Source organism: Mycobacteroides salmoniphilum (assembly GCF_004924335.1).
GTDB classification, from domain to species: domain Bacteria; phylum Actinomycetota; class Actinomycetes; order Mycobacteriales; family Mycobacteriaceae; genus Mycobacterium; species Mycobacterium salmoniphilum.
Map to the genome: position 1 here is coordinate 1,111,652 of NZ_CP024633.1, position 23,917 is coordinate 1,135,568.

At 63.9% G+C, this 23,917-nt stretch carries 27 protein-coding genes; 11 read left to right on the plus strand and 16 right to left on the minus strand.

All coding sequences use genetic code 11. From position 1 onward, the window contains the following. Nucleotides 1–91 precede the first annotated feature (91 nt). The 8 genes from DSM43276_RS05575 to DSM43276_RS05610 form a co-directional block, all read right to left on the minus strand. On the minus strand, nucleotides 92–1,216 hold the full coding sequence (locus DSM43276_RS05575; protein WP_078329443.1) for a VWA domain-containing protein: 1,125 nt from the start codon (nucleotides 1,214–1,216) through the stop codon (nucleotides 92–94). Further along, the gene (locus DSM43276_RS05580; protein ID WP_234803015.1) at nucleotides 1,209–3,404 is read right to left on the minus strand and encodes a DUF5682 family protein; all 2,196 of its coding nucleotides are present in this window, start codon (nucleotides 3,402–3,404) and stop codon (nucleotides 1,209–1,211) included. Before DSM43276_RS05580 ends, DSM43276_RS05575 begins: the two co-directional genes overlap by 8 nt. After that, on the minus strand, nucleotides 3,401–4,489 hold the full coding sequence (locus tag DSM43276_RS05585) for an ATP-binding protein (protein ID WP_078329445.1): 1,089 nt from the start codon (nucleotides 4,487–4,489) through the stop codon (nucleotides 3,401–3,403). The genes DSM43276_RS05580 and DSM43276_RS05585 overlap by 4 nt, the downstream gene beginning before the upstream one ends. Continuing rightward, on the minus strand, nucleotides 4,486–5,949 hold the full coding sequence (locus DSM43276_RS05590; protein ID WP_078329446.1) for a DUF5691 domain-containing protein: 1,464 nt from the start codon (nucleotides 5,947–5,949) through the stop codon (nucleotides 4,486–4,488). Before DSM43276_RS05590 ends, DSM43276_RS05585 begins: the two co-directional genes overlap by 4 nt. Then, nucleotides 5,946–7,079, minus strand: a complete 1,134-nt coding sequence (locus DSM43276_RS05595) for an SWIM zinc finger family protein (protein WP_234803016.1) — start codon at nucleotides 7,077–7,079, stop codon at nucleotides 5,946–5,948. The genes DSM43276_RS05590 and DSM43276_RS05595 overlap by 4 nt, the downstream gene beginning before the upstream one ends. A 213-nt stretch (nucleotides 7,080–7,292) precedes the next feature. Further along, nucleotides 7,293–7,487, minus strand: coding sequence for an exodeoxyribonuclease VII small subunit (locus tag DSM43276_RS05600; RefSeq protein ID WP_078329448.1), 195 nt, complete (start codon nucleotides 7,485–7,487; stop codon nucleotides 7,293–7,295). Continuing rightward, nucleotides 7,484–8,755, minus strand: a complete 1,272-nt coding sequence (gene xseA, locus DSM43276_RS05605; RefSeq protein ID WP_412458662.1) for an exodeoxyribonuclease VII large subunit — start codon at nucleotides 8,753–8,755, stop codon at nucleotides 7,484–7,486. Before xseA ends, DSM43276_RS05600 begins: the two co-directional genes overlap by 4 nt. Continuing rightward, complete coding sequence (locus tag DSM43276_RS05610) at nucleotides 8,742–9,446, minus strand: lipid droplet-associated protein (RefSeq protein ID WP_078329450.1); 705 nt, start codon at nucleotides 9,444–9,446, stop codon at nucleotides 8,742–8,744. The genes xseA and DSM43276_RS05610 overlap by 14 nt, the downstream gene beginning before the upstream one ends. 60 nt (nucleotides 9,447–9,506) lie before the next feature. Between DSM43276_RS05610 and DSM43276_RS05615 the strand changes: the two genes are divergently transcribed. Beyond that, complete coding sequence (locus DSM43276_RS05615; RefSeq protein WP_078329506.1) at nucleotides 9,507–10,505, plus strand: 4-hydroxy-3-methylbut-2-enyl diphosphate reductase; 999 nt, start codon at nucleotides 9,507–9,509, stop codon at nucleotides 10,503–10,505. On the opposite strand, the gene DSM43276_RS05620 is transcribed toward DSM43276_RS05615, so the two are convergent. The 3 genes from DSM43276_RS05620 to DSM43276_RS05630 all read right to left on the minus strand — a co-directional run bounded on the left by DSM43276_RS05620 (nucleotide 10,506) and on the right by DSM43276_RS05630 (nucleotide 13,944). Beyond that, nucleotides 10,506–11,438 (minus strand): DMT family transporter, encoded by a 933-nt coding sequence (locus DSM43276_RS05620; protein WP_211196711.1) that lies wholly within the window; start codon nucleotides 11,436–11,438, stop codon nucleotides 10,506–10,508. Between the two features lie 62 nt (nucleotides 11,439–11,500). Then, a complete protein-coding gene (locus tag DSM43276_RS05625; protein WP_078329452.1) occupies nucleotides 11,501–11,680 on the minus strand; it encodes a YbdD/YjiX family protein in 180 nt (59 codons plus the stop codon). Beyond that, nucleotides 11,677–13,944, minus strand: a complete 2,268-nt coding sequence (locus tag DSM43276_RS05630; RefSeq protein WP_109556064.1) for a carbon starvation CstA family protein — start codon at nucleotides 13,942–13,944, stop codon at nucleotides 11,677–11,679. Before DSM43276_RS05630 ends, DSM43276_RS05625 begins: the two co-directional genes overlap by 4 nt. Nucleotides 13,945–14,064: 120 nt before the next feature. Here DSM43276_RS05630 and DSM43276_RS05635 point away from each other — a divergent pair, with 120 nt between their 5' ends. The 4 genes from DSM43276_RS05635 to DSM43276_RS05650 all read left to right on the plus strand — a co-directional run bounded on the left by DSM43276_RS05635 (nucleotide 14,065) and on the right by DSM43276_RS05650 (nucleotide 15,461). After that, on the plus strand, nucleotides 14,065–14,382 hold the full coding sequence (locus tag DSM43276_RS05635; protein ID WP_078329453.1) for a hypothetical protein: 318 nt from the start codon (nucleotides 14,065–14,067) through the stop codon (nucleotides 14,380–14,382). A 36-nt stretch (nucleotides 14,383–14,418) separates the two neighbouring features. Next, nucleotides 14,419–14,640 carry a PspC domain-containing protein gene (locus tag DSM43276_RS05640; RefSeq protein WP_078292872.1) on the plus strand — a complete coding sequence of 74 codons (222 nt, stop codon included), beginning with the start codon at nucleotides 14,419–14,421 and terminating at the stop codon, nucleotides 14,638–14,640. Nucleotides 14,641–14,761: 121 nt separating this feature from the next. Then, nucleotides 14,762–15,094, plus strand: coding sequence for a hypothetical protein (locus DSM43276_RS05645; protein ID WP_078329454.1), 333 nt, complete (start codon nucleotides 14,762–14,764; stop codon nucleotides 15,092–15,094). A 67-nt stretch (nucleotides 15,095–15,161) separates the two neighbouring features. Then, nucleotides 15,162–15,461 (plus strand): hypothetical protein, encoded by a 300-nt coding sequence (locus DSM43276_RS05650; RefSeq protein WP_078329455.1) that lies wholly within the window; start codon nucleotides 15,162–15,164, stop codon nucleotides 15,459–15,461. A gap of 2 nt (nucleotides 15,462–15,463) precedes the next feature. Here DSM43276_RS05650 and DSM43276_RS05655 read toward each other — a convergent pair whose 3' ends face one another. Then, nucleotides 15,464–15,850 carry a DUF488 domain-containing protein gene (locus DSM43276_RS05655; RefSeq protein WP_078329456.1) on the minus strand — a complete coding sequence of 129 codons (387 nt, stop codon included), beginning with the start codon at nucleotides 15,848–15,850 and terminating at the stop codon, nucleotides 15,464–15,466. A gap of 3 nt (nucleotides 15,851–15,853) precedes the next feature. Between DSM43276_RS05655 and ychF the strand changes: the two genes are divergently transcribed. Beyond that, a complete protein-coding gene (gene ychF, locus DSM43276_RS05660; RefSeq protein WP_078329457.1) occupies nucleotides 15,854–16,927 on the plus strand; it encodes a redox-regulated ATPase YchF in 1,074 nt (357 codons plus the stop codon). 47 nt (nucleotides 16,928–16,974) lie between these two features. On the opposite strand, the gene DSM43276_RS05665 is transcribed toward ychF, so the two are convergent. Then, nucleotides 16,975–17,253, minus strand: coding sequence for a hypothetical protein (locus DSM43276_RS05665; protein ID WP_078329458.1), 279 nt, complete (start codon nucleotides 17,251–17,253; stop codon nucleotides 16,975–16,977). A gap of 329 nt (nucleotides 17,254–17,582) precedes the next feature. Between DSM43276_RS05665 and DSM43276_RS05670 the strand changes: the two genes are divergently transcribed. Beyond that, a complete protein-coding gene (locus DSM43276_RS05670) occupies nucleotides 17,583–17,936 on the plus strand; it encodes a DUF1801 domain-containing protein (RefSeq protein ID WP_234803017.1) in 354 nt (117 codons plus the stop codon). Between the two features lie 33 nt (nucleotides 17,937–17,969). Here DSM43276_RS05670 and DSM43276_RS05675 read toward each other — a convergent pair whose 3' ends face one another. Beyond that, a complete protein-coding gene (locus tag DSM43276_RS05675; RefSeq protein ID WP_078329508.1) occupies nucleotides 17,970–18,350 on the minus strand; it encodes a nuclear transport factor 2 family protein in 381 nt (126 codons plus the stop codon). A gap of 118 nt (nucleotides 18,351–18,468) precedes the next feature. Here DSM43276_RS05675 and DSM43276_RS05680 point away from each other — a divergent pair, with 118 nt between their 5' ends. After that, the gene (locus tag DSM43276_RS05680) at nucleotides 18,469–18,867 is read left to right on the plus strand and encodes a VOC family protein (protein ID WP_078329460.1); all 399 of its coding nucleotides are present in this window, start codon (nucleotides 18,469–18,471) and stop codon (nucleotides 18,865–18,867) included. Between the two features lie 7 nt (nucleotides 18,868–18,874). On the opposite strand, the gene DSM43276_RS05685 is transcribed toward DSM43276_RS05680, so the two are convergent. Continuing rightward, nucleotides 18,875–19,240, minus strand: a complete 366-nt coding sequence (locus DSM43276_RS05685; RefSeq protein WP_078329461.1) for a VOC family protein — start codon at nucleotides 19,238–19,240, stop codon at nucleotides 18,875–18,877. A gap of 82 nt (nucleotides 19,241–19,322) precedes the next feature. Then, nucleotides 19,323–20,843 carry a multicopper oxidase family protein gene (locus DSM43276_RS05690; RefSeq protein ID WP_078329462.1) on the minus strand — a complete coding sequence of 507 codons (1,521 nt, stop codon included), beginning with the start codon at nucleotides 20,841–20,843 and terminating at the stop codon, nucleotides 19,323–19,325. A gap of 195 nt (nucleotides 20,844–21,038) precedes the next feature. On the opposite strand from DSM43276_RS05690, the gene lpqS reads away from it, so the two are divergent. From lpqS to DSM43276_RS05705, 3 genes are all read left to right on the plus strand, one after another. Beyond that, nucleotides 21,039–21,461, plus strand: a complete 423-nt coding sequence (lpqS, locus tag DSM43276_RS05695) for a putative copper homeostasis (lipo)protein LpqS (RefSeq protein WP_109556066.1) — start codon at nucleotides 21,039–21,041, stop codon at nucleotides 21,459–21,461. A gap of 167 nt (nucleotides 21,462–21,628) precedes the next feature. Further along, nucleotides 21,629–22,654, plus strand: coding sequence for a PLP-dependent cysteine synthase family protein (locus tag DSM43276_RS05700; RefSeq protein ID WP_078329509.1), 1,026 nt, complete (start codon nucleotides 21,629–21,631; stop codon nucleotides 22,652–22,654). A gap of 8 nt (nucleotides 22,655–22,662) precedes the next feature. Further along, nucleotides 22,663–23,916, plus strand: a complete 1,254-nt coding sequence (locus DSM43276_RS05705; RefSeq protein WP_078329511.1) for an MFS transporter — start codon at nucleotides 22,663–22,665, stop codon at nucleotides 23,914–23,916. The last annotated feature ends 1 nt before the right edge of the window (nucleotide 23,917 follow it).

Here is a 23,917-nt window from a genome sequence, read left to right on the forward strand (position 1 = left end):
GCTAGTCATAATCCAGCCCGCGCTGCTCGAGCTGCCGCACGCCGTCGATTAGCTCGGCGCGCACCTGCTCGTAGCCGAGTTCGGCGACTCCTCAGGATGGCAGGGTTTTGGCCACCCACGCATTGATGTCGCCGCGGGTTAGGGCTTGTGCCAGCAGATCAGGGAACATGTCCGGCGTGCAGGCGAAGGCGGGTATCTCCATGGTCGCCAGTGCCGCCGCGATTTCCCGGTCGAACGCGGGGGCACCTTCGTCCGAAAGCGCCAGTAGCACGATCACCTGGATGCCCGCCGCTTTCATCTGTGCGGTACGAGCCAGCATCTTGTCTTTGAGACCGCCCTCGTAGAGGTCGGATATGAGGACGAACACCGAGTCTCGAGGCCGGGTAATCAATCCCTGGCAGTAGGCAATGGCGCGGTTGATGTCGGTACCGCCGCCGAGCGTCGCACCAAACAGGACATCCACCGGATCGGCGAGCTTATCCGTGAGATCCACGATCTCGGTGTCGAACAACACTAGTGAGGTGTGAACGGCGCGGATCGAAGCAAGCACAGCGCCGAACACCGACGAATACACGATCGAGTTGGCCATGGACCCGGACTGGTCGATGGCCAGCACAATGTCCCGGCCCACGATCTGCGACCGGCGCGCATACCCGACGAGCCGCTCCGGAACGATCGTCTTCTGCTCGGGTAGGTAGTTCTTGAGGTTCTTGCCAATGGTCCGGTTCCAATCGATATCAGCCGTGCGAGGTCGTTGGGTGCGGGCGGCGCGGTTCAACGCACCACCGACTGCCGTGCGTGTCTTGTCGGCGATGCGCCGCTCGATCTCGGCAACCACCTTGGCGACGACGGCTCGTGCTGACGCACGGGACGTCTCCGGAATCGCCTTGCCGAGACTTATCAGTGTGGCGACCATGTCCACATTCGCTTCGACGGTCTCGATGAGTTCTGGTTCGACAAGTAGCGCTGCGAGATTGAGCCTCTCCACCGCGTCTTTCTGCATTACCTGAACAACGGTGGAAGGAAAGTACTTTCGGATATCGCCGAGCCATCGGGCCACCGATGGAGCGGAGGAACCGAGCCCTCCCTTGCGATCGCCGTCGTACAGCGCGGCCAGCGCCTTGTCCATCGCCGACGCGTCGCCGGAGAGTGCGCCCAGAGATTCGGTGGATGGCTCCCCGAGTACCAGGCGCCAGCGGCGATCGCGCTCACTCATGGTCCAGCCCTAGGATTCGGGCGACGGTAGCGACAGCGGGCGCGGCTCGCTCGGTATCCAAGTCGGTGGACTCCAGGCAGGTAACCACTCCAGTCCCTGCGCGCAGGTTCTCGGCGATGTTGCGCCTGACCGGGGTCTCGAATTCCGAGAAGGTGCGGCGCAGCAGCGGCAGCAGATCGGTGAACGTGTCATCGCGAAGCTTGGTCAGCCATTCGTCGATAACGTTCAGCAGCATCCGATCGTGGACCAGTAGCACCCCTCCGCCTGCCAGGAAGCCCGCCAACCATTGCGCCTTATCGACCGGGGTTGCACTTGTCGACAAAGCGCGTTGCAGCCGGACGGCAGTCTCGTTGGCATCGATCCTTCTGGCATCGAACAGAATTCGAACCAATCGCCCAACCAGGATGCCGTTGACATCGCCGCGGTTGGCTAGCGCGATAAGAGTGGACAGCCAGTCGGCGCGACGCTCCTCGGACATTAGCGCGGTCGCATCGTTCACCCCATCGATGAGCGGCCGTAGTTGTTGGGCCGCGTCTTCACCGAGCCCGGTCACCGCGGCGGGCAGGCTGGCGCAGATGCGGACCAGCAATGAGGCGGCGACATCGGCGACGATCTGGATGCTGGTGCCGCGAACATCTCCGTACCGTTGCGCACGGGCCAATGCTGGCAGCGCGGCCATCAGGTGTTCGATATCACGGTCCACCGCGGCACGCGCGTCGAGTGCGGCCAGGATCGGTGAAATCGCCTGGGGGAGTTCGGCGAGCAGTGCGGCCTCGAGAGCGTCGGAGATGTGGGCCAGGGTCTCGGCCGAATCAGCGCGGTCTATGAGTCGGGCACTGGCGGCGGTCGCCACAGTACTTCCCCACACCGCGGCGACGACGATGTCAACGGCCAGCTCTGGTCGCCAAGTTAACGACCAGCCTTCCTTGAAGGTGCCGGTGCCGCGGGTCGCTGCCGGTGTTCCCCAACCGATATCCAAGGCATTGAGCCGGTGCAGCAGGTGGGACTTGCCAAGGTCATTAGGCTTACGAAGATCCAGCACCACCTCGATGGTCAGCGGATCAATTTTGAGGCGTAACGATTTCGCGGTGGCACGTAGGTCTGCCTCCAGCGGCACCATCGGAGTGTCATCGGGAATCGTACCCAGCGCCTCGCCGACGACGAGGTCGCGCCAGATGAGGTCGACGAGCATGGGTTCGCCCTCACACATCACCGCCTCGGTGGCCTCGGTGACTTCTGCGAGGCCGGCCAGCGGACGTCGGCGCATGGTGGCAAGGGCGTCGGCGAGCCTGGCACTTTCGATGATATGCGCCGACGACACCGGAACATCCTTCTCGCGCAGTCGATACGCGACCGACGTGAGCCAGCGTTCGACCGGCCTATCAGGTGCGGTAAACAGGTGGTGGTACCAGCCAGGGGAGAGTACACCGGCTCCGTAGCCGGACGCGTACGCCAACCGGGAGTGCGTCCACGGCACCCAGGTGAGTTGGGTCTTGCGTTTGGGAGTATCGCGAAGGAGTGCGGTGTCCGCGGTCGCGGTGGTTAGCTTGCCGGTGAGGGCCGGCGCATGCCAGGCTCCGCACACTACCGCGACGTGGCCGACATCGGACGCTTTCATATTCTTGCGCAGTACCTGCCGCATGTGGGCTTCGCGACGCAGATCGCGGTCATCAACCCCGTCTTGACGCAGCTCACCCATGGCTTCTGTAATGGCATCGAATCCTTGGTCGCCAGAACGTGATTCGATGACGTCGTCCCACCATCGTTCCGGGTCGTCATAACCGGCGGCGTTGGCAAGTGCGGCGATCGGGTCTGTGCGCGGACTGTCGGCATTGCTGTTGTCGCTGCGGGACTCGCGTTCGCTTTCGGCCAGCACCGTGCCGGTTGGTTGATCGCAGAATCCGACGGGTACTCCACGGCTAGACGCCCACACCATCGCCTGCCACTCCGGCGAGAACACTCCCAGTGGCCAAAACGCGGAGAGTCTTGGATTATCGGGTGCGTATCCGAGAATGGCGACCGGTGGGATCATGCCCTCGGCAGTGACCAACGGTATGAGATGGTCGGCGTCGCTGGGCCCTTCGATGAGAATTCGATCAGGGTTGATTCGATCGAGGGCTGCCAACACCGCTCGTGCCGATCCGGGACCGTGGTGGCGCACTCCTAAGACGTGAACGGTGGCGGTCACGTGTGTTCCCGGCAAGCACGGTAGAAGTCATTCCAGTCCTGGCGTTCCCGGACCACGGCTTCCAGGTACTCGGTCCACACCACGGCGTCGGCGACCGGATCTTTGATGACCGCGCCGACGATTCCGGACGCCACATCGCCTGGTCGCAGCACTCCGTCACCGAAGTGGACGGCCAAGGCTATTCCATGGGTGAGCACCGAAATCGCCTCTGCCGTAGATAGTGTGCCCGAGGGTTGTTTGACCTTGGTGCGTCCATCAGTCGTCAGACCCGAACGCAGCTCGCGGAATACGGTGACCACGCGACGTATCTCCTCGGCTGCGGCCGGTACCTCGGGGAGTGACAATGCCTTGCCGAGTGAGTCGACGCGCTGGGTGACGATGGCTACTTCGTCCTCGGCAGAGGCAGGCAGCGGCAGCACCACGGTGTTGAAACGCCTGCGTAAGGCTGACGACAGCTCGTTGACCCCCCGGTCTCTGTCGTTGGCTGTCGCGATTACGGAAAACCCTTGGGTGGCCTGTACTTCCATGTTCAGTTCGGGAATGGGAAGCGTCTTCTCGGACAGCACGGTGATCAGGGCATCTTGTACCTCAGACGGGATGCGCGTCAGTTCCTCTAGCCGTGCAACCTTGCCCTCGGCCATCGCCGTCATGATCGGCGATGGCACCAGAGCCTCCCTGCTAGGTCCCTCGGCTATCAGCCGCGCGTAATTCCATCCGTACCTGATTGCTTCCTCTGGCGTGCCGGCTGTGCCCTGGATGAGCAATGTCGAGGTGCCGGATATCGCTGCGGAAAGATGTTCGGAAACCCAGGTTTTCGCGGTCCCTGGCACGCCAAGGAGTAGCAGCGCTCTGTCGGTCGCCAGCGTTGCCACCGCGACCTCCATGAGCCGGCGCGGGCCGATGTATTTGGGTGTGATTACCGTCCCGTCCGCGGACGTTCCGCCGAGTAAGTAAGTAACCACAGCCGTGGGCGATAGCTGCCAGTTGGGCGGACGAACACCGCCGTCACTGGCCTTCAAGGCGTCGAGTTCGTGGGCGAACTGCTGCTCGGCGTGCGGCCGGATCAGGGTATCGACTGCGGTCATGGCAACTCCTTGGTGATGGCAGATCGTAACGTCAGGGCATCGATCAGCCGGGTAAAGATGACTGACCAGGTCTCGGCGGCCTCGGCTTGTAGATCAACAAGTTGTTTGATCCACGGATCATGTTGACCAACAGGAAGATTGATTTCCAACTCGCGGGTGTACTCTGACCAACGCCAGCCGGCGGCTGTCGGAGTGTTCACCTCGTTGCTCAGGCGTTTTACCGCGGCGGCGCAGATCCTGGGTGGCCACGGCACGGCAATCGAAGTCAGTATTTCCCCATGCTGCACGTTGGCTTGGGCTAATCGGCGCTCGACAAACTCAGACCGCTGCGGATCGGGAAGTGCACTGACCACAACATCCGGGCAGGCATCGTGTCGTACGAGCGCGAGTGCCCAGGTGGCGTCGTTGGCGCGGGCGGTCTGGTGTGCCAACGGTTCGATAATATCGGCCGAGAACTCTTCGGGGAGCGCGCGCACGATATCTCGTGGAGATGCGCGCAGGCTCTCGGTCAGTGCCGGCAGCAGCGGCGTTTTCGAGAGGATCTGCCGCAGCAGCCAGACGCTACGGCCTGTGCCGGAGGGAGCTTGACCGGTATCGATACCGTCGCGTGCTGCCTGCTCATCCAGTTCGTCCGGTAGCGCGATATGAATTGTTAATCTGCCCAAACGTTTCCGTGCAGAGATGATCGACCGGGTGCGCTCGGTCATACGCTGTTGCAACGCGGAGCCGGGCAGCTTGGCCAAGAACTGTGCTGCCACAGAACGTACTCCCTTAGCGCGGTCATCAAGAGCCTGCTCAAGGAAGGCCTCGTCGGCGAGGGACAGTCCGGGCTCGAGCGCCGCCAGCAGCGACTCGCGATCGGCGGCCTTTTCCTTGGCCCATACCGCTTCTAGCGCCCGCCGGGCGGATTCTGGATCTCTGCGACGCAGAGCAGATAGCCAGCCCTCTCGCTGGCTGAGTGAACCGTGAGTCCACAGCGAGTCGTCGGAATCATCGACGTAACCAACGCCCGCCACTTCGGCCACCCACTGCCCGCGACGCCCGAGGATTGCGGTGATCTCGGCATGATCCTGCTTGTGGGTGCCGGCCAGCTGTAGCAACCGGGGTATCAGCTGAATTGGCACCCGACGCTCTCGTGTCGCGATCTCGCGTAATGCCCAGGACGTCACGCGTTGGTTTGATTCCATTGCACTACAAAGTAATTCGGTAAGGGCGGGGGATACTTCGGGTAACTCGTCAGTGGGAGCAGGAGGCAGCGGGTCGACGGCGGGCGCGGGTTGAACACCGGCGCGCCCGGCGACGGTCATGAGGGCCGCGATCTCATAGGTGCCGTCGATGGAGTCGGTGTGCTGCTGTCCAAGGTGGTGGGAGATCAGCGGGTGATACCCGTCGAGCGGTATCGGTTTTCCGGCCAAACCGGTCACTGACAGCGATACCAGCTGATCCCAGGCTGCTGTCATTGATGCACCAGCCCTTCTGGGGACCATGCCGCGACGAAACACATGCCGTGATCGGCGAGATCGCCCAGCACGTGCACTGGCTGCCCGCCGCTGACGGCCAACAGCGACCACCACCAGTCGTCAGCGGCATGTAACGGCACCGAGTGTCCATCCTCATCCACCAACGTTGGCTCTCGTGAATTACTCAGGGCGGGACGGACAGTGACGATCACTGGGAACTGGGTGAGCCAAGGGTCTAGGGCGATAGCCGCAGCGCGGTCGTCGAACGCGGCGGCGATGGTTGTGCCTGTCGCCGTCGGTGTGCCGATTGGCTGCGGGGCGTGGTGGCCGTCGGCGAGTAGCACCCGTTGCCTCGGCTGACCGGGATAGAAGTGCGCGGTCGCGGCAATGGCGGTGCCGGGCGGCGTGCCTGCGTCGAGCCCAGTGGAGTTGGGGGCGAAGGACATCAGTGTCGCTAACCTGTTGGTGGCGCGCCCGTACAGAAAGGTGCGGCGGGTCACCAGCTTGTCGCTGCCGGTGTAGTTGCGCCCCAACACCTCCCATTCGTCCAGAACCCCCGGTATAGCCAGCACTTCCTCGGTAGTCACTGGGTAGCCAATGTGCCTGCGCACTGTGGCGGCCAGTGGCGGATCCAGCTCGTTGAGGTGGCGGTGAGCGTGTATCAGCAGTCTCAGCATGGACAGTTCGCGCAGCAGCTGATCGGGCCAATTCGGCATCCGGAAGACGGAGGCCAGCTCCCGCACCCTAACGGCGACCCCCGGTGCTTGAGCGTCAACAAGGCGGGAGGCCACCGGGTCAAGCCACTTGTAGACCGAGGTATCGACACCGGCGAGGCCGTTGTGCAGTTGGTCGCGCAGCCACCGATCGAACTCTTCGAGACCGTCGCTGACGCGCTCTCTGCGGCGTTCGGCGGCTTTTGCGGCTCGCACGGGATCCGGGGCGGTTTTTGTCTCTGAGCGGGTGGCTCGGGTGGTCCGCCCATCGAGCCAGGACTGGACGAAGTCGACTGGTTCGTCGGTGTCGGGGACGGTGCCTGCGGACCACAGCAGCAGCAACCCGAGCGCATGTTTGCAGGGAAACTTGCGTGATGGGCAGGAGCACTTGTAAGCGGGGCTGGCGAGGTCGATCATGGTCTGATACGGATTTTTGCCGCTACCGGCGCACAACCCCCAAACTGCTGTGCTGGTGCAGCCGATCTGGCTCCACGGTGTTTCTACTCCGAGCTTGCGGCCAGCAGATTGCGAGGAACTATCAGGGGCCAACGCCAAGACCTGATCGGCCCCCCACCGTTCTCCTCCCACGCTGACAGCTAACTCCAGAATGCTGCCATCCGCAACCTATGTTTATTCGGAGAGCGCGTCTTCGATGCGCTTGCGGGCGCCCGCCAGATGCTCCTCGCAGCGTTTGGCCAGTGCCTCGCCGCGCTCCCAGAGGGCCAGCGACGTGTCCAGATCCAGCCCGCCCTGTTCGAGCTGCTGCACGACGTCGATCAACTCGGCGCGCGCCTGCTCGTAGCCGAGCTCGGCGGGGTTGGTCATGACGGTTCTCCTGTCGTCGATGAGCCGGTTACGTGAAGAGAATCGGTCACGGTCGCGGTCACGGCACCATCGGAAACGCGCACACGCAGCGATGCTCCGGCGGGCGCGTCGGCCACCGTGCGCAGAACCTCCACGGTGCCATCGTCGCGTACGCGCTGCACCACCGAGTACCCGCGTGCCAGGGTGGCGGCCGGTCCCAGCGTGGCCAGCTGTGCCGACAGGTGGCTCACCCGTTGGGTTTCGGATTCCACCATCCGCTTCATATCGCGGCGCAATGCCGTGCGGGCGACGCTGATTTCCTCGTGGCGCACCGTCACCATGCGGAGTGGATCGGCCAGCACCGGCCGGCTGCGTACCTGGTCCAACCCGCGCTGCTCGCGCTGCACCCAGTTGCGCAACGCCTGGGCCGAACGCCGCCGCAAGTCCAGAATCAGCGCTTGCTCGGCCGCCGCATCGGGCACCAGTTTCTTGGCCGCGTCGGTGGGTGTTGCCGCGCGCAGGTCTGCCACCAGATCGGATAGCGGGTTGTCCGGCTCATGCCCGACGGCGCTCACTATCGGGGTGCGGCAGGCCGAAATCGCGCGGCACAGCGTCTCATCGGAGAACGGCAGCAGATCCTCCACGCTGCCACCGCCGCGGGCCAGCACGATCACATCCACCGAGGGGTCGGCATCCAGTGCCTGTAGCGCGGACACGATTTCTGCCACCGCATGCGGGCCCTGTACCGGGGTATTGCGGACCGCGAATTGCACTGCGGGCCAACGTGCCAAGGCCACAGAGGTTACGTCGTGCTCGGCGGCACTCGCCCGGCCTGTGATCAGCCCGATGCGGGAAGGCAGGAACGGAACAGGGCGCTTCAACCGGGCATCGAACAATCCCTCGGCGGCCAGCAGCTGACGCAGCCGCTCGATTCGGGCGAGCAGCTCGCCGATCCCTACCGCACGAATCTCGCTGAGCCGCAACGAAAATGATCCACGCACCGTGTAGAAGGTGGGCTTGCCGCACACCACCACCTGGGTGCCTTCGGTCAGCTTCACCGGCGCGTTGCGCACCATGTCGGGCGGGCAGGTCACTGTCAGCGACATGTCGGCGGACGGGTCGCGCAGCACCATGAACACGGTCTTACTGCCCGGCCGGACGTCGATCTGGGTCAGCTGACCTTCTACCCACACCTGGCCCAGGCGGTCGATCCACTTGGCCACCCGGGTGGCAACAGCCCGGACCGGCCAGGGGTTTTCGGGGCTGGTTCCCGGATCAGCCACGGGCAGCGGCGCGGGTGATCCTGTTCGCGAGCAGGGTCTGATACGGCGCCCGTGCCTTGTGAGCGTCCTCGTAGGTCAGCAGGTCTTCGAGCTCGCCCACGGACAGCGACTGCAGCCGTGCGCGCAGCTGAGCCAGCGTCAGGTCGTGGTAGCCGAGCTCGACGACGATGTCGGGAGCGTTCGGGTCCGGGGCGTCGGCGGGCGCCGCTGGTGCCGCCTTTTTGGCCGGGGCCTTCGGGGCGGCCGCCTTCTTCGCCGGCGTCTTGCGTGGCGTGGCCTTCGCGATCTCCGGCTCGGCCTCGGGTGCCGGTGCCGTCGCGGGTTCGGGAGCAGACGGCGCCGTGGGCTCCGCGGAGTACAGCGCAAACCGTCCCTGTGTCATCCGCTCGGCGGCGTCCTCGTAGACGGCGTTGGCCTGTGTCTCGTCGGGTTCGGGTGCGTCGAGCTCGTCGAGATCCTCGTCGAACGTTGCCCACTCCGGCTGCTCATCGGTGGGCGGGAAGATGTTTTCCCAGGTCTCGTCGCCCTTGATGGCCAATTCCGTGACTGTCTGCTGGAACCGCATGAAGTTCTGCACGGTCTGACTGGCGGCCGTCATGGGATAGGTCAGTACCGCCTGCGGCAGCTTGCGGGTCTCTTCGAGAACGGTGGCGGCGACCCCAAGAAGCAACCGGACGCCGAACGGAGGACGAATCATGGGTCCAAGCTTGCCTTACATCGGTCGTGCAGCGAAAGGCTGGGCCGTAAGCTGGTGAGCATGGCTGCAGTCGATATGGGCACTCCGGGGATGGTGAGCGCCGTCGTCGGCCCGCCGACGAGCAAGCGAGTGCTGCTGGCAGAGCCGCGTGGTTACTGCGCGGGTGTCGATCGTGCGGTCGAGACGGTGGAGCGGGCGCTGGAGAAACACGGCGCCCCTGTCTACGTCCGTCACGAGATTGTGCACAACCGCTACGTGGTGGAAACGCTGGCCAAGGCCGGGGCGATCTTCGTCGACGAGACCGATCAGGTGCCCGAGGGGGCGATCGTGGTGTTCTCCGCCCACGGTGTGGCTCCGACCGTCCACGTCGACGCCGCAGCGCGCAACCTGAAGACCATTGACGCCACCTGCCCGCTGGTTACCAAGGTGCACCAGGAGGCCAAGCGCTTCGCACGCGACGACTACGACATCCTGCTCATCGGTCACGAGGGGCATGAGGAGGTCGTCGGTACCGCCGGCGAGGCTCCCGATCACGTGCAGTTGGTCGACGGCCCCGGCTCGGTGGACAAGGTCACCGTGCGTGACGAGAACAAGGTCATCTGGCTGTCCCAGACGACGCTGAGCGTGGACGAGACCATGGAGACGGTCCAGCGCCTGCGGGAGCGATTCCCGACGCTGCAGGACCCGCCGAGCGACGACATCTGCTACGCCACCCAGAACCGTCAGGTCGCGGTGAAGGCGATGGCTCCCGAATGTGAGCTCGTGATCGTTGTCGGTTCGCGCAACTCGTCGAACTCGGTGCGCCTGGTCGAGGTGGCCCTCGGTGCGGGCTCCCACGCCTCGTACCTGGTGGATTACGCCGAAGACATCGACCCGGCCTGGCTTCAGGACGTGACGACGGTCGGGGTCACCTCAGGTGCCTCGGTGCCCGAAGTGCTGGTGCGCGGGGTTCTGGATCGGCTCGCCGAGTACGGCTACGGCCAGGTACAACCGGTCACCACCGCCAACGAGACATTGGTGTTCTCGCTGCCGCGAGAGCTGCGGGCCGCACGCCGCTAGCTAGCGGTCGTAGTCCCAGGCGTCGTCGTATCGGTCCTGACGACGCCGTGGCGGCGTCGGCGGGCGTTCGTCCCTGTACCTGACCGCCGGGCGGTGCGGTTCGCGCGTGGGTTCCGCCAGGGGCTCCCGGTAGCGGGGCCGCGGTTCGTACCCGTATTCGTCATATTCGTCGCGGACCCGACGCGCGGGACGGCGCTCGGTCCGCATCGGGCGCTCGTCCTCCCACGGTGTGCCGACCGCCGACGTCCGCCGCGAGACGGGTTCGGAGTCATGGGTCGGACGGCGACGGACTCCGGACTCATGCCGACCGTGGCGTGTCCGTGCGGCGGGCTCGTCGGCGCGGGGGCGACGGGTCCGCGCGGTACTTCCGGCGGCCTTGCCGGTTGCGTCGGCATCCACCAGCGCCTGCACCCGTGTCCGGGCCGAAGACTTCGGCTTGGTCGTCTTGGTGGTCTTCGTCCTGGCGGGCCTGGCTGCCTTTTCCTTGGTGGGCCTGCCGGCGAAAATCCCCCAGTACCAGCGCACCACCCCGATGATCAGCACGCCCAGCGCCGTGCTGATCATCAGCGGAAAACGTTCGATCAGCGGGTACCCGATGGTGATCGCCGTCGACTTTCCGCCGGATAGTGGCGCCTGCGACATGACCATGTAGGCCATGGGAATGCTCGCGAACAGGATGAGCGGCGGCTGCACGACGGCGGTGAAAATCGATGAGTGCCGCACCGCGAAAACCGCCACGACGCATCCCGCCGCATAGCAGCCGGCAAAGGCGCCAGTCAGCTTCTCACCGTTGGTCATCGCGTCAATCGCAAAACCAAGAGCGGTACCAGCGACCGCGATCAGGATGGCGCCCCACCATGGCACACCCGGAATATCGGGGTGCGCCGACCGGTGATCGGCTTCCACCGATGAGCGGGCGCGTTGACCTGTCACATGTTGAAAGGTACCGGTGTCGAGCCGGATGTTCGGTAACGGTGCCCGTCAGCGCGCTTGTGTCAGCAGCATCGCGCGGATGGATTCGCGTCGGCGTCGGCGTACCGCGCCCGCCAAAACTCGGCTTCGGTGGGCACCGGATGGCCCGGGTGGCGCCGCCGCAGGTGCTCGACGTACCGCTGGTAGTCGTGGTCGCCCATGACGGAGGTGACCCACCACACCAGCCCTTTGATCACCTTCATGTTCGGGTCCCGGCGAGTTCACGCGCTGCCCATTGTTTTTCGACTTCCTTCTCCACGTCGGTGGGCAGGAAGCCGCTGGGCGCGAAGAGTCTGGAAGGCACTGCCGGATCTTCCGTTACGGGCAGACCTCCGGCCCGGACTGCGCGCAGACATGTCCAGGCACCGGCCGCGACGACGATCAGCACCAACGAAGCGAAGACAGCCGACAGCGTCCCCTGGACCAACGTGTTACGGATCACGGCGTCGATAGCTTCGGGTGTCTTGGCGGTCTTGAACGTCGTCAAACCCGTATCGCGGGCCGCCGCATAGAGCCGGTGCTGTGTGAAGTACCCCACGGCGGGGTCCGAGGAGAAGATCTTCTGCCAGGACGCGGCCATGGTGACGGTCAGGTCCCAGGCCAGCGGGATGCCCGGAATCCACGCCCACGCATAGAGCCGTTGTTTGACGGTCACCGTGAGCACCACCGTCAGGGCGATCGCGGCCAGCAGTTGGTTGGCGATGCCGAATAGCGGGAACAGGGTATTGATACCGCCCAGAGGGTCGGTGACACCCATGAGCAGAATCGAACCCCAGCCACCGACGACGATCGCCGAGCAGATCCATGCCCCGGCGCGCCAGGAGGCGTCCTTGAAGCGACGTAGCGGCCCGCCCAGGTTTCCCAGGGAGTCGGACAACATGAACCGGGCGACCCGGGTGCCGGCGTCGACGGTGGTGAGGATGAACAGTGCCTCGAACATGATCGCGAAGTGGTACCAGAAGGCCTTGAAACCGCTGCCGCCGAATACATCCGACATGACATGCGAGATTCCGATGGCCAGGGTGGGGGCACCGCCCGTGCGCGAGACGATCGATGTTTCGCCGATGTCCTTGGCGGTTTGGGTCAGCTGCGCGCCGGTGATGTCCGGGCCGCCGATCGGCAGCGCGTTGACGTAGGCGGCCGCGGTCTCCGCGGTACCGCCGGTTACCGCGGTGGGGGCGTTGATCGCAAAGTACAAGTGCTGGTTGAGGATCGCCGCGGTGACCAATGCCATGACAGCGACGAAGGACTCTGTGAGCATGCCGCCGTATCCGATGAAGCGGGCCTGGCTCTCTTTCTGCAGCAGCTTGGGAGTGGTACCGGAGGCGATCAGTGAGTGAAAGCCCGACAGCGCCCCGCAGGCGATGGTGATGAATAGGAAGGGGAATAGCGATCCGGCGAAGGCCGGCCCCGAGCTGTTGAAGGCGAACTCGCTGACTGCCGGTAGTTGCGCCACCGGCCGGGCGATCAGGATGCCGACGGCCAGCATCGCGATGGTCCCGACCTTCATGAAGGTCGACAGGTAGTCGCGGGGAGCAAGGAGCAGCCACACCGGCAGCACCGAGGCGGCGAATCCGTAAAACATCATCAGCCAGGCGATGGTGGTCTTGTCGAGGCTGAACAGTGTCTCGCCCCAGCCGGATTCGGCGACCCAACGGCCGGAGATGATGGCGGCGAGCAATAGTGCCACGCCGATGACGGTGACCTCGGTGACCTGCCCGGGTCGCAGATAGCGCAGGTACACGCCCATGAACAGCGCGATGGGGATGGTCATCGCGATGGAGAACACACCCCAGGGGCTTTCGCCCAGGGCGTTGACGACAACCAGGCCCAGTACCGCGATCAGGATGATCATGATGACGAAAATCGCGACCATCGCCGCGACTCCGCCGACGGTTCCCATCTCGTCGCGGGCCATCTGGCCCAGGCTGCGACCGCCGCGCCGGGTCGAGATCACCAGCACCAGGTAGTCCTGAACCGCCCCGGCGAGAACGACGCCAACGACGATCCAGATGATCCCGGGCAGGTAGCCCATCTGGGCGGCCAGCACCGGACCGACCAAGGGGCCGGCTCCGGCGATGGCGGCGAAGTGGTGGCCGAAGAGCACCCGCCGGTCGGTGGGGACGAAGTCCTTGCCGTTGTCGAGGGCCTCGGCGGGGGTGGCGCGGTCATCCCGCGGCCTGACGAGTTTGCGTTCAATCAGCTTGGCGTAGAACCGGTAGGCGATCAGGTACGTGCAGATCGCGGCGACCACGAACCACACCGCGTTGACGTGCTCCCCGCGCAGCAGCGCGATCATCGTCCAGGCGAAGGCTCCCAGCAGTGCCACCAGTACCAGCACCACACGCGATGTGGGCGAGGGCGCCCGGTTGTCGACGACGCCGACGGGAGGGAGGTCGGGGTCGGTGCGCAGCAGCTCGACGCCGGGTGGGGGAGTCAGATCCTGGGGCTCTACCGAGGTGGCCATGCGCGTTACCTTAGGTCCCTGCTGTGGCGCCCTGTCGTACATCGAGTGTCTGCTCAAGTTCAGGGATAGATCGGGGCGATCCCTGATGTGGCTCGTGATCTTGATTCATAGCGTTGGGGTATGACCAAAACAGTGTGGTTTACAAAGGCTTTGGGTGCCATCGTGGTGTTCCCGATTGTGGCGGTGGCACTGTCGGCCATTGCACATGCGGGTCCGCAGGACTATGGCGACCCCGAGACCGTGATCAGTTCCCTTGAGGAACAAGGAAATTACGTCATGCTGAACCGAACGGGTACTTGGCCATTGGAGGATTGCGTGGTGACCGGAGTGCGGCAGGGCACTTCGGTGTACCGAGAGGAGCATCCTGTCGGCGCTCACCGCAAGTCGGTTCAGAAGACGCTGGATCACGGAACCTATTACGTGGACCTGAAATGCTGAGTCGCGAAGACCAGGAAAAGATCAGGGACTTCCCTGATGCGCCACGGTGTTTCGGTGGCCTACGGTGATGACATGACTACTGCACTGCGACGTCCCCAGACCGGGAAGATGATCGGCGGGGTGTGCGCGGCAATTGCCCAGCGCTTCGGATGGGACGTGACCATCGTCCGGGTGCTCACGGTCGCGTCGATCCTGCTCCCAGGGCCGCAGGTGCTGGCCTACCTGGTGTTGTGGGCGCTTATTCCGCGGGAGCAGTGAGCTCGGCGACGGGCGTTAAGTTAATTTTTCGTAACCACCGGGTGTATAGGTCTCGGCATAGGGGCAAAGCGTGAGCTAGTGTGCGCTCATGCGGCCATACGATTACCCCCTACGGGTTACCGTGTTGGTCCTTGTCGCCGGGGTGCTGTGCTTCGTGGGGGTGAACCCGGGAAGTGTCATGGCCGAGACCGGATCAGTGTCGACGGTGCACGCTCTCGATGAAGATGGGGCGAATGCCTCGCCGGCGCACGAGCCCCAGGTAGATGCCTTCGCGCAGGTCGTGCAGATCGCCAAGATGTGCCGGGGTATCCCCGCGGGGGCCATGCTGCTGGTGTTGGCGTTCGTGGTGGTCTTCTTGCTGTTCACGGCGACACGTGGATCGCCTATGTCGCAACGAATTATCGCTCGAGGCGGCCGGATGGTGTTGCTCAGGAGCTGTGTGAATCGGTGCTGACGGGGTCGGTGATATCCGACCCCAAATCAGCCATGCCGCGGTATCGCGGTTCTACACAGGAGCATCCATGATTTCTCGTTTTGCGGTATCCGCGGTGGCGGTCGCAGCGACATTGCTTACCGCGCCGTCGGCGCACGCCGGCCCCGATGGGGAGAGCGCCACCGATGTGATCGCCGACCTGGAGTCGCGCGGCAACATCGTCGTCGTCAACCGCGTGGGTAGCGGCCCCATGGCTGACTGCAAGGCGACCGCCGTCCGTCCAGGCCGGCTCTTGGCCCCGGGTGCATCGATCAACGCGCCGGGAGCCAGCTGGGGTGGCTCCATCCTGTCGAATCATCGGGTGATGCACGTCGACATCACCTGCTGACATCAACTACTAAGGAAGTCCAGCAGCACGATCGCGTGATTGTGCTCCGGGTCCTTCGCGGCGTAGAGCAGCGTGACGGTGCCATGTTCGCGTTCAAGCTCACGCGCGGTATCGACCGCCGGGTTGGTGGCCAGCTCGGCGCGGTACTCCTCGGCGTGGGTGCCCCAATCCTCGGCGGGGGCATGGTGCCAGCGGACCCGCAGGTCCGGGCTCGGCGCGATGTCCTTGAACCAGAGATCGACCTGTGCGGCGGCCTTGCTCACTCCGCGTGGCCAGAGGCGGTCGACCAGCACGCGGTAACCGTCCGCAGGGTCGGGAGTCTCGTAGATCCGCTTGGTGGAAAAGGTCACCTGAGCATTCTTATCTGCCCGGGTCCGTAGAATCACCATCTCGTGAGCCTGAACTTGGGAATCGTTGGTCTGCCAAACGTCGGAAAGTCGACGCTGTTCAACGCGCTGACGCGCAATAACGTGCTGGCGGCCAACTACCCGTTTGCGACGATCGAACCGAACGAGGGCGTGGTGCCGCTGCCGGACCCGCGCCTGGACAAGCTCGCGGAGGTATTCGGCTCGGCGCGAACGCTGCCCGCCACCGTGACGTTCGTGGACATCGCCGGAATCGTCAAGGGTGCCTCGGAAGGGGCGGGGCTCGGGAACAAGTTCCTGGCCAACATCCGCGAATGCGATGCCATCTGTCAGGTGGTGCGGGTGTTCGCCGACGACGACGTTGTTCACGTCGATGGCCGGGTCGATCCTGCGGCCGATATCGAGGTGATCGAGACCGAGCTGATTCTCGCCGACATGCAGACGCTGGAGAAGGCGGTGCCGCGGCTGGAGAAGGAAGCCAAAACCAAGAAGGAACGCCAGCCGCTCGCCGATGCCGCCAAGGCCGCGCAAGAGGTGCTCGACGAGGGCAAGACGTTGTTCTCGACGGGTAGGGACTGGTCGGTGGTGCGCGAGCTGAACCTGATGACCACCAAGCCCTTCCTGTACGTGTTCAACGCCGACGAGTCGGTGCTGGGTGATGACGCCCGTGTTGCGCAACTGCGGCAGCTGGTGGCCCCGGCCGATGCGGTGTTCCTGGACGCGAAGATCGAGTCCGAGCTGCAGGAGCTGGACGAGGAGTCTGCCGCTGAGCTCTTGGAGTCGATCGGGCAGACCGAGCGGGGTCTGGATGCGTTGGCCCATGCGGGTTTCCACACGCTGAAGCTGCAGACCTACCTGACCGCCGGGCCAAAAGAGGCGCGGGCGTGGACGATTCACCAGGGTGACACCGCGCCGAAGGCTGCCGGCGTCATCCACACCGACTTCGAGAAGGGCTTCATCAAGGCCGAGGTGGTGTCCTATGAGGATCTCGTCGAGGCCGGTTCGATGACCGCGGCGAAGGCGGCCGGAAAGGTCCGTATGGAAGGCAAGGAGTACGTCATGGTCGACGGCGACGTGGTGGAATTCCGGTTCAACGTCTAGCAGCAAAGCTCTTGAGGATGCCGGGTCGTGCGGCGCTCGAGTAGCGACTAACCGGAAGCCGACTCGTCAAGGATGGAAGCGACGAGTGACGAGCGTGGAAAGAAGACATCGAGGAGCCCGACGGCGCGTACCCCGGGTACAAGGTTTCGGAGCTCGCTTTCGATGTCTGCGTAGCGCGGATCTGACTGGGGAGTGGTTTCCAACAGTTTGGCGTTTGCGATGAACGCGGCGACGGTGCCCTTGCGTACGGTGACTCCATCGACTGTTGCGGAGTTTTCGGCGTCTGATAGGACATCTTCCGGGCGAATTGCACCTTGTTCGGTCACCAGGTGGTCCCTTCTCTCTTCTATGACTCTCTGTGCAAGCCTAAAGACGATGCAGACTGAATGGGCCGCTACCCGGCATTCGGACACCGGTGATCAGCATCCGCCGACGGTGACGTGATCGAATTCCGCTTCAACGTCTGACCTGCGTGTTAACGTGATTGTCGTGGCGGCGACGCCTGCCACATTCGCGCTTCCAGGTGAACGATCACCTGAATCATTGCGGAGAGGCCTGACTGATCAGGACATGTCCGAATGGGGTGCTGCGCCTTGTGGCGCGCTAATTCCATTGCGCCGGTGTTACCGACATCGGCTGACGAAAGGACATGACAATGGCTACGAAGGACGACAAGAACCTCCAGCAGGTACTCGACAAAATCGCGGGGATGAATGAGCCTGCGCGGGGTGTCATGCGGCGCATGCACGACGTGATTGTCGCTGCTGCACCCGAACTCAAGCCGCGTATTTGGTACGGCATGCCGGGCTACGCCAAGTCTGCGAGCAGTCCTGTCCTCGTCTTCTTCCGGAACGACGACCTGATGAGCCTTGGTGTGAGCGAAAAGGCCACGCTCAAGCCCGCCGGGGGCGAGGACGGACTATTGATTCCTGCGGCCTGGTACTTCGAGGGCCTGGACGACGTCACCGAGCAGCGTGTTGCCGAGATCGTCCGCGCCGCGATCACGTAGCCGATCGCGATCGAATTCCGTTTCAACGTCTGATCACCCGATGGGTTCAACCCACTGAGCGCGGGATGGTCCGGCTTCGAAGGGCTCGCTGAAGTACTGCGTTTCGCGGATCACCTCGCCGTCGTCGAACTCCATGATGCTCACCACATGAAAGGGCTTCGCGTCGTAGGTCGTGACGAGCTCGCTGACCCATAGGTCGCCACCACCGGTGATTCGTCGCACGGTGAACCGTTTCTTGTTCGGTTGCGCTTCGCGCGAGGCCTGAATGTTGGCGCGGCCGCGGATTCGCTCACCCGACTGCGGGTACTCGAGAACCGCGTCACGTCGGTAGACGCGATGCTCTGTATCGAAGTCGTTCGCGTCGGAGGCGGCCCAGTGTGCTTCGAGCACGCCTCGCAGTTCCGTGTCATTCATGGCGGCCTTTCTTCCGATCAGGTGCTTCCAGTCTCCCGGACTTGTCGGGGTGCGCACCTAACATCTGGCTCACCGCGCAATCCGCCGATCATCGGCGGCATCTTCAGGAGGTCTACCCATGAGATTCGTTTCGACGCGGATCATCACCGCCGACGTCGATCGGTTGGTCACGTTCTACGAGATGATCACCGACGCAGAGGCCGTCTGGGGGAACGAACTCTTCGCGGAGATTCCGACTCCGGTCGGCACGCTGGCGATCGGCAGCGAGAAGACCGTCCCGCTGTTTGGGCATGGATCTGCTGAGTCGGCGGCCAACCGCACAGTCATTCTCGAGTTCATCGTGGATGACGTGGACGCCGAATACGCCCGGCTTCGTGAGCAGCTCACCGAGGTGGTCACCGAGCCGACAACAATGCCGTGGGGGAACCGCGCCTTGCTGTTCCGGGACCCCGACGGGAATCTCGTCAATCTGTTCACTCCGGTCACCCCCGAGGCGCGTGCCAAGTTCGGAGTATGACCTGCCGTCAGTCGTAGAACTGGACGAGGCAGAACTCATTTCCTTCCGGATCGAACATGACGAGCACAACCCCCTCGTCGTAGTCATGACGCTCGCCCGACCACGATCCGCCGAGTCGCTCCACTTGAGCCCTCGCGACATCGATGTCATCGACCTCAACATCGAGATGAAGGCGCACCTTCGAGGTCTTCGCCTCCGGCACACGCTGAAAGGTAAGCCGTGGTTGATGGCCGGTGCGTGTGCCTAGCGTCGCCCAATCCGGGTCATCACCATGCTCGGTGGAGGGTGTGAGCTCGAGCAGCGCACCCCAGAACGACGAGAGCCGTGCAGGGTCCGCGCAGTCGATGGTGAGCCCAAACCAGCGATTCGTCACCCTGTCATTGTTGACTGATCAACCGGAGTTGTCGCATATAGCCGGGCAATTCCCTTATGTGTTGAGGAATCTTCTGCGCACGCTAGTCCTGCACATAGGACACGACCGCCATCATTCCGGCTTCGCCGTGATAGATGTTGTGGCAGTGGGTAAGCCACTGCCCGGGATTGTCGGCGTCGAAGTCCACCTCGACGGTCTTCATGGGAGCCACGAGAACCGTGTCCTTGCGGGCGCGGAAGGCCCCCTGTGCATCTCGAACCGAGAATGTGTGTCCGTGTAGATGCATGGGGTGGAACATCATTGAGTCGTTGATGAAACGCAGACGTACGCGTTGTCCCTCACGCACCGGAAGTCCATCGCGCGGGTCATAGGTCTTGCCATTGATGGTCCACGTGTACTTACCGACCGGCCCGGCCAAGCGCACGTCATGGGTGACATCCGGGTCGCGGCGCTCGAGCTGGACCTCGGGGATAGCGCTGAGCGTCGCGGTATCCAGCGGCACCTGGGACTTCATCAGCGTTGCAGCGTCGTCGGCGCGGCCGCGCACCGGAGTATCGCCCGAACGCAGAATCAGTTGTGCGAAGCCATTTTTGCCCTCGGGCACGGCCACCAGCGGCACCGATGAACCCGGGATCGTGACCACTGCGTCGACCCGCTCGCCCATGGTGACCAGGATGGTGTCGGTTGTGTAGGGCTGTACCGGGAAGCCGTCGGTGTGCGTGACTGTCATCGGCGCACCGGGAATGCTGACCCGGAATGCCGTGTCGCCGCCTGCGTTGACGATGCGCAGCCGCACGCGTTGGCCGGCGCGATAGGTGGCGGCGAACGGATCTGCGGCCACTCTTCCATTGATCAAATAGTGGGGATACTGCACATCGCCGGCGTCCATACCCAGTGGTGCCGTCGGGTCCATCCCCATGCCTCCCATGGAGTGATCCATCGGCGGCATGCCCTTCGCGCGTAGCCCTTCGAGCACCTGGTCGGGATCGGTGCCGGTGCCATCGATCCAGTCATCGAGAGCTACGACCAGTTCTTCGTCGTAATCGACACGCTCGTCGGGGTCCTCGATGATCAGCGGTGCGTACAGCCCGCGATCGATTTGCGTTCCGACATGTGGGTGGAACCAGTACGTCCCCGCGTGCGGCACCGCGAACTCGTAGTCGAACACCCCTGTCGGCGGGATCTCCGGTTGGGTGAGGCCGGGTACGCCGTCCATGTCGTTGCGTAGCGCCAGGCCGTGCCAATGGATCGTGGTGGGCGCCGGGAGATTGTTGACTGTTTGCACGCGGAGGATTTCACCCTTGCGCACGCGGATCTCCTGGCCGGGTACCCGTCCTCCGTATGCCCATGTTGACACTCGGTTCCCGGCAAGGTCGATCTGAGCGGGTCCGGCATTCAGAGCGAACTGTCTGACCGGAGCCCCCTGGATCCGTCGGGCCGCTTCCACTGCGGCGACTCGGGCCGAATCAGGGTTAATACGTTGCGCCATTACGGCTGCGGGGGAGTTCTTGGTGCAGGACGCGAGAAATCCTGCCGCGGCAACTGTCATGCCCAGACGGAGGAGCCCGCGGCGGTCAAGCAGTGGTGAATCGCTCGGTGTCATAACATCATATATACCCCGTAGGGGTATGAAAGACAATCACGTGCTAGTGCCGTGACGTGTTGCCGCCCGATGGCGAACTGCAACCGGTATTGGACTATCGGGTCATGCATGTCAGCGTTGAGTGCTGACCACGATTAGATAGCGATCAGGTCACATACCCCGTGAGGGTATGTAAAATCGTGCTAATCTCGCGTCATGCTGACCGGAGCGCGCCGCACCCGTGGCCGTGGTCGGCTGTGGCTTGTCGCGGTCCTGGTGGCCATGGTCGCGAGTCTGCCGGTTTTGCATTGCGCTTCCGCCGGTCACGGCGGCGCCGAGGCGCCGCACCATCAAGCAACGCACGCCGCGCTCCAGGGGCACGGGCCGTCGGCTACGCATGCGCACCTCGACAACGCGGTGCATCAGATGGCATGCCAGACCGTGGACGGGCTGGTTGGGCTGACCCGGAGCCATAATCCATTGCGGATTCTTTTCGTGCTGGCCGCGTTTGCTCTCGCCGCCCTGGTGTTCCAGCCCGTGGCTGCGCATCTCTCGCGCGGTCCACCACGTGCCGCCGGCTATCACGGGGCCCGAACGGGTCGCGACATTCTCACCGATCTCTGCGTCATTCGGCGCTGATCGGCTCGTCGGGCAAAGCGGAGTTCCGCCATGCCCATACGCCGTCATCAGCTTCCCGGCCGCCGCGTGCGGCCCTCACGCAGGGATTCTCCATGAACAACAGCATTGCTCTGTCATCTCGTCGTAGCTGCACTCACTTGGGGCCCAAGTTCCATGACCCCAACACTTTGGTGGGCAACACCCCGGTGTTATGGGTGTCGGAGCCGTTCGCAACGCCGGGCACCGGCTTCTGGGCCAAGCTCGAAGGGCATAACCCCAACGGCATGAAGGACCGGCCCGCGCTACACATGATCGAACAGGCCCGCGCGCGCGGGGAACTCAAGCCCGGCGCCATGATCGTCGAATCGACCAGCGGAACACTGGGGTTGGGGCTGGCCCTGGCCGGAATCATCTATCGGCACCCGGTCACCCTCGTCACCGATCCGGGCTTGGAGCCGATCGTGAGCAGCATGCTGACGGCCTACGGTGCGCGGGTGGTCACTGTGACCGAGCCGCATCCGATCGGAGGCTGGCAGCAGGCACGTAAGGATCGCGTCGCCGAAATACTTGCCGCCGAAACGGATTCATGGTGCCCCGACCAATATCAGAACCCTGACAATGTGGATGCCTACCGCGGGCTCGCGGAGGAACTGATCGATCAGCTGGGAACCGTCGACACCCTGGTCTGCTCGGTGGGAACCGGTGGGCACTCCTCGGGTGTGGGACGTGTACTGCGGGAACATAATCCGAATCTGCGACTGGTGGGTGTCGACACCGTTGGCTCCACCATCTTCGGGCAGCCTGCCAGCTCGCGGCTGATGCGTGGCCTCGGGTCGAGCATCTACCCGGGCAATGTCGACTACCCCGCGTTCGACGAAGCCCATTGGGTCGCGCCGAATGAGGCCGTCTGGGCGGCCCGGACTCTGGCCTCCAGCTACCATGCCAGCGGTGGATGGAGCGTCGGGTCGGTGGCGTTGGTCGCGGGGTGGGTAGCGCGGACATCGGCGCCCGAATCGCGCGTCGCCGCTATCTTCCCCGACGGCCCGATGCGCTACCACGGCACGATTTACGATGACGATTACTGCCGCGACCACGATCTGCTGGACCGCCCACCGGCGCAGGATCCCGATGTGATCGACGATCCGTCGGATCGGGTGGTAGACCGCTGGACCAGGCTGAACCATGTGATCGACCCGATAGGGAGGAGGGCGTGATCCAAACCTTGCGCCAGTTCCGATCTTTCGATCGTCCCAGCCAGATCCTGATGGTGAACCAATTCGCCATCAACGTCGGCTTCTACATGCTGATGCCGTACCTCGCCGGGTACCTTGCCGGGCCACTGGGTTTGGCGGCGTGGATGGTGGGGCTGGTGCTGGGTGTCCGAAACTTCTCCCAGCAGGGCATGTTTCTGGTCGGCGGCACCCTGGCCGACAGGTTCGGGTACAAGCCGCTGATCGTGGCCGGATGTCTCTTACGCGTCGCCGGATTCCTGATGTTGGCCTTTGTCGGCTCCCTACCGGCGATATTGATCGCCTCGGCGGCAACGGGTTTCGCGGGTGCACTATTCAATCCCGCGGTGCGTGCCTACCTGGCGGCGGATTCGGGGGAGCGCCGGGTGGAGGCGTTCGCGGTCTTCAACGTCTTTTACCAGGCGGGAATCCTCTTCGGGCCGATCGTCGGTCTGGCATTGACAGCGTGGGATTTCAGGATCACGTGTGCGGTCGCCGCAGCGGTTTTCGCGGTCCTGACGGTGATCCAATTGATGGCCCTGCCGTCGAACCGCGTCGAGCAGGACGTAGACAGGCAGCCCGTGCTCGCCGACTGGCGCTCGGTGGTGTCCAACAAGGCCTTCCTGTTGTTCTCCGGCGCCATGATCGGCTCGTACGTGCTGACATTCCAGGTGTACCTGGCGTTGCCATTCCAAGCGGCACTGCTGACCAGCGACAAGAAATCCGAAACGGTTTTGGTGACAAGCATCTTCGTGGTGTCCGGGCTGGTGGCCATCGCCGGCCAGGTGCGGCTTACGGGCTGGTTGTCCGCGCGGTTCGGTCCCAGCCGCAGCCTGGTGCTCGGGATGCTGGTCATCGCGGCAGCCTTTGTGCCGCTGATGCTGATGCCGACGACCGCGGCCGGATCGGTCCCTGCGATCACTGCGCTGCTGCTGGCGGCGGCCCTGCTGGCCGTGGGTACCATCGCGACCTTCCCCTTCGAGATGGACACCGTGGTCCGGTTGGCGGATAACCGGCTGATTGCCACTCACTACGGGCTGTACAACACGATCGTCGGTGTCGGCATTCTGGCGGGGAATCTCCTGACCGGCTCGATATTCGGCTATACCCAGCAGCACGGTAAGCCCGCCCTGTTGTGGGTATCGCTCACCGGCATTGGACTGGTGTGTGCGGCGGCATTGTTCGCCTTGCGACGGGCGGGGCTCCTCGACCGGGGTAGCAAAGTGGCGCCGGCTGCCCGTCCCTGAG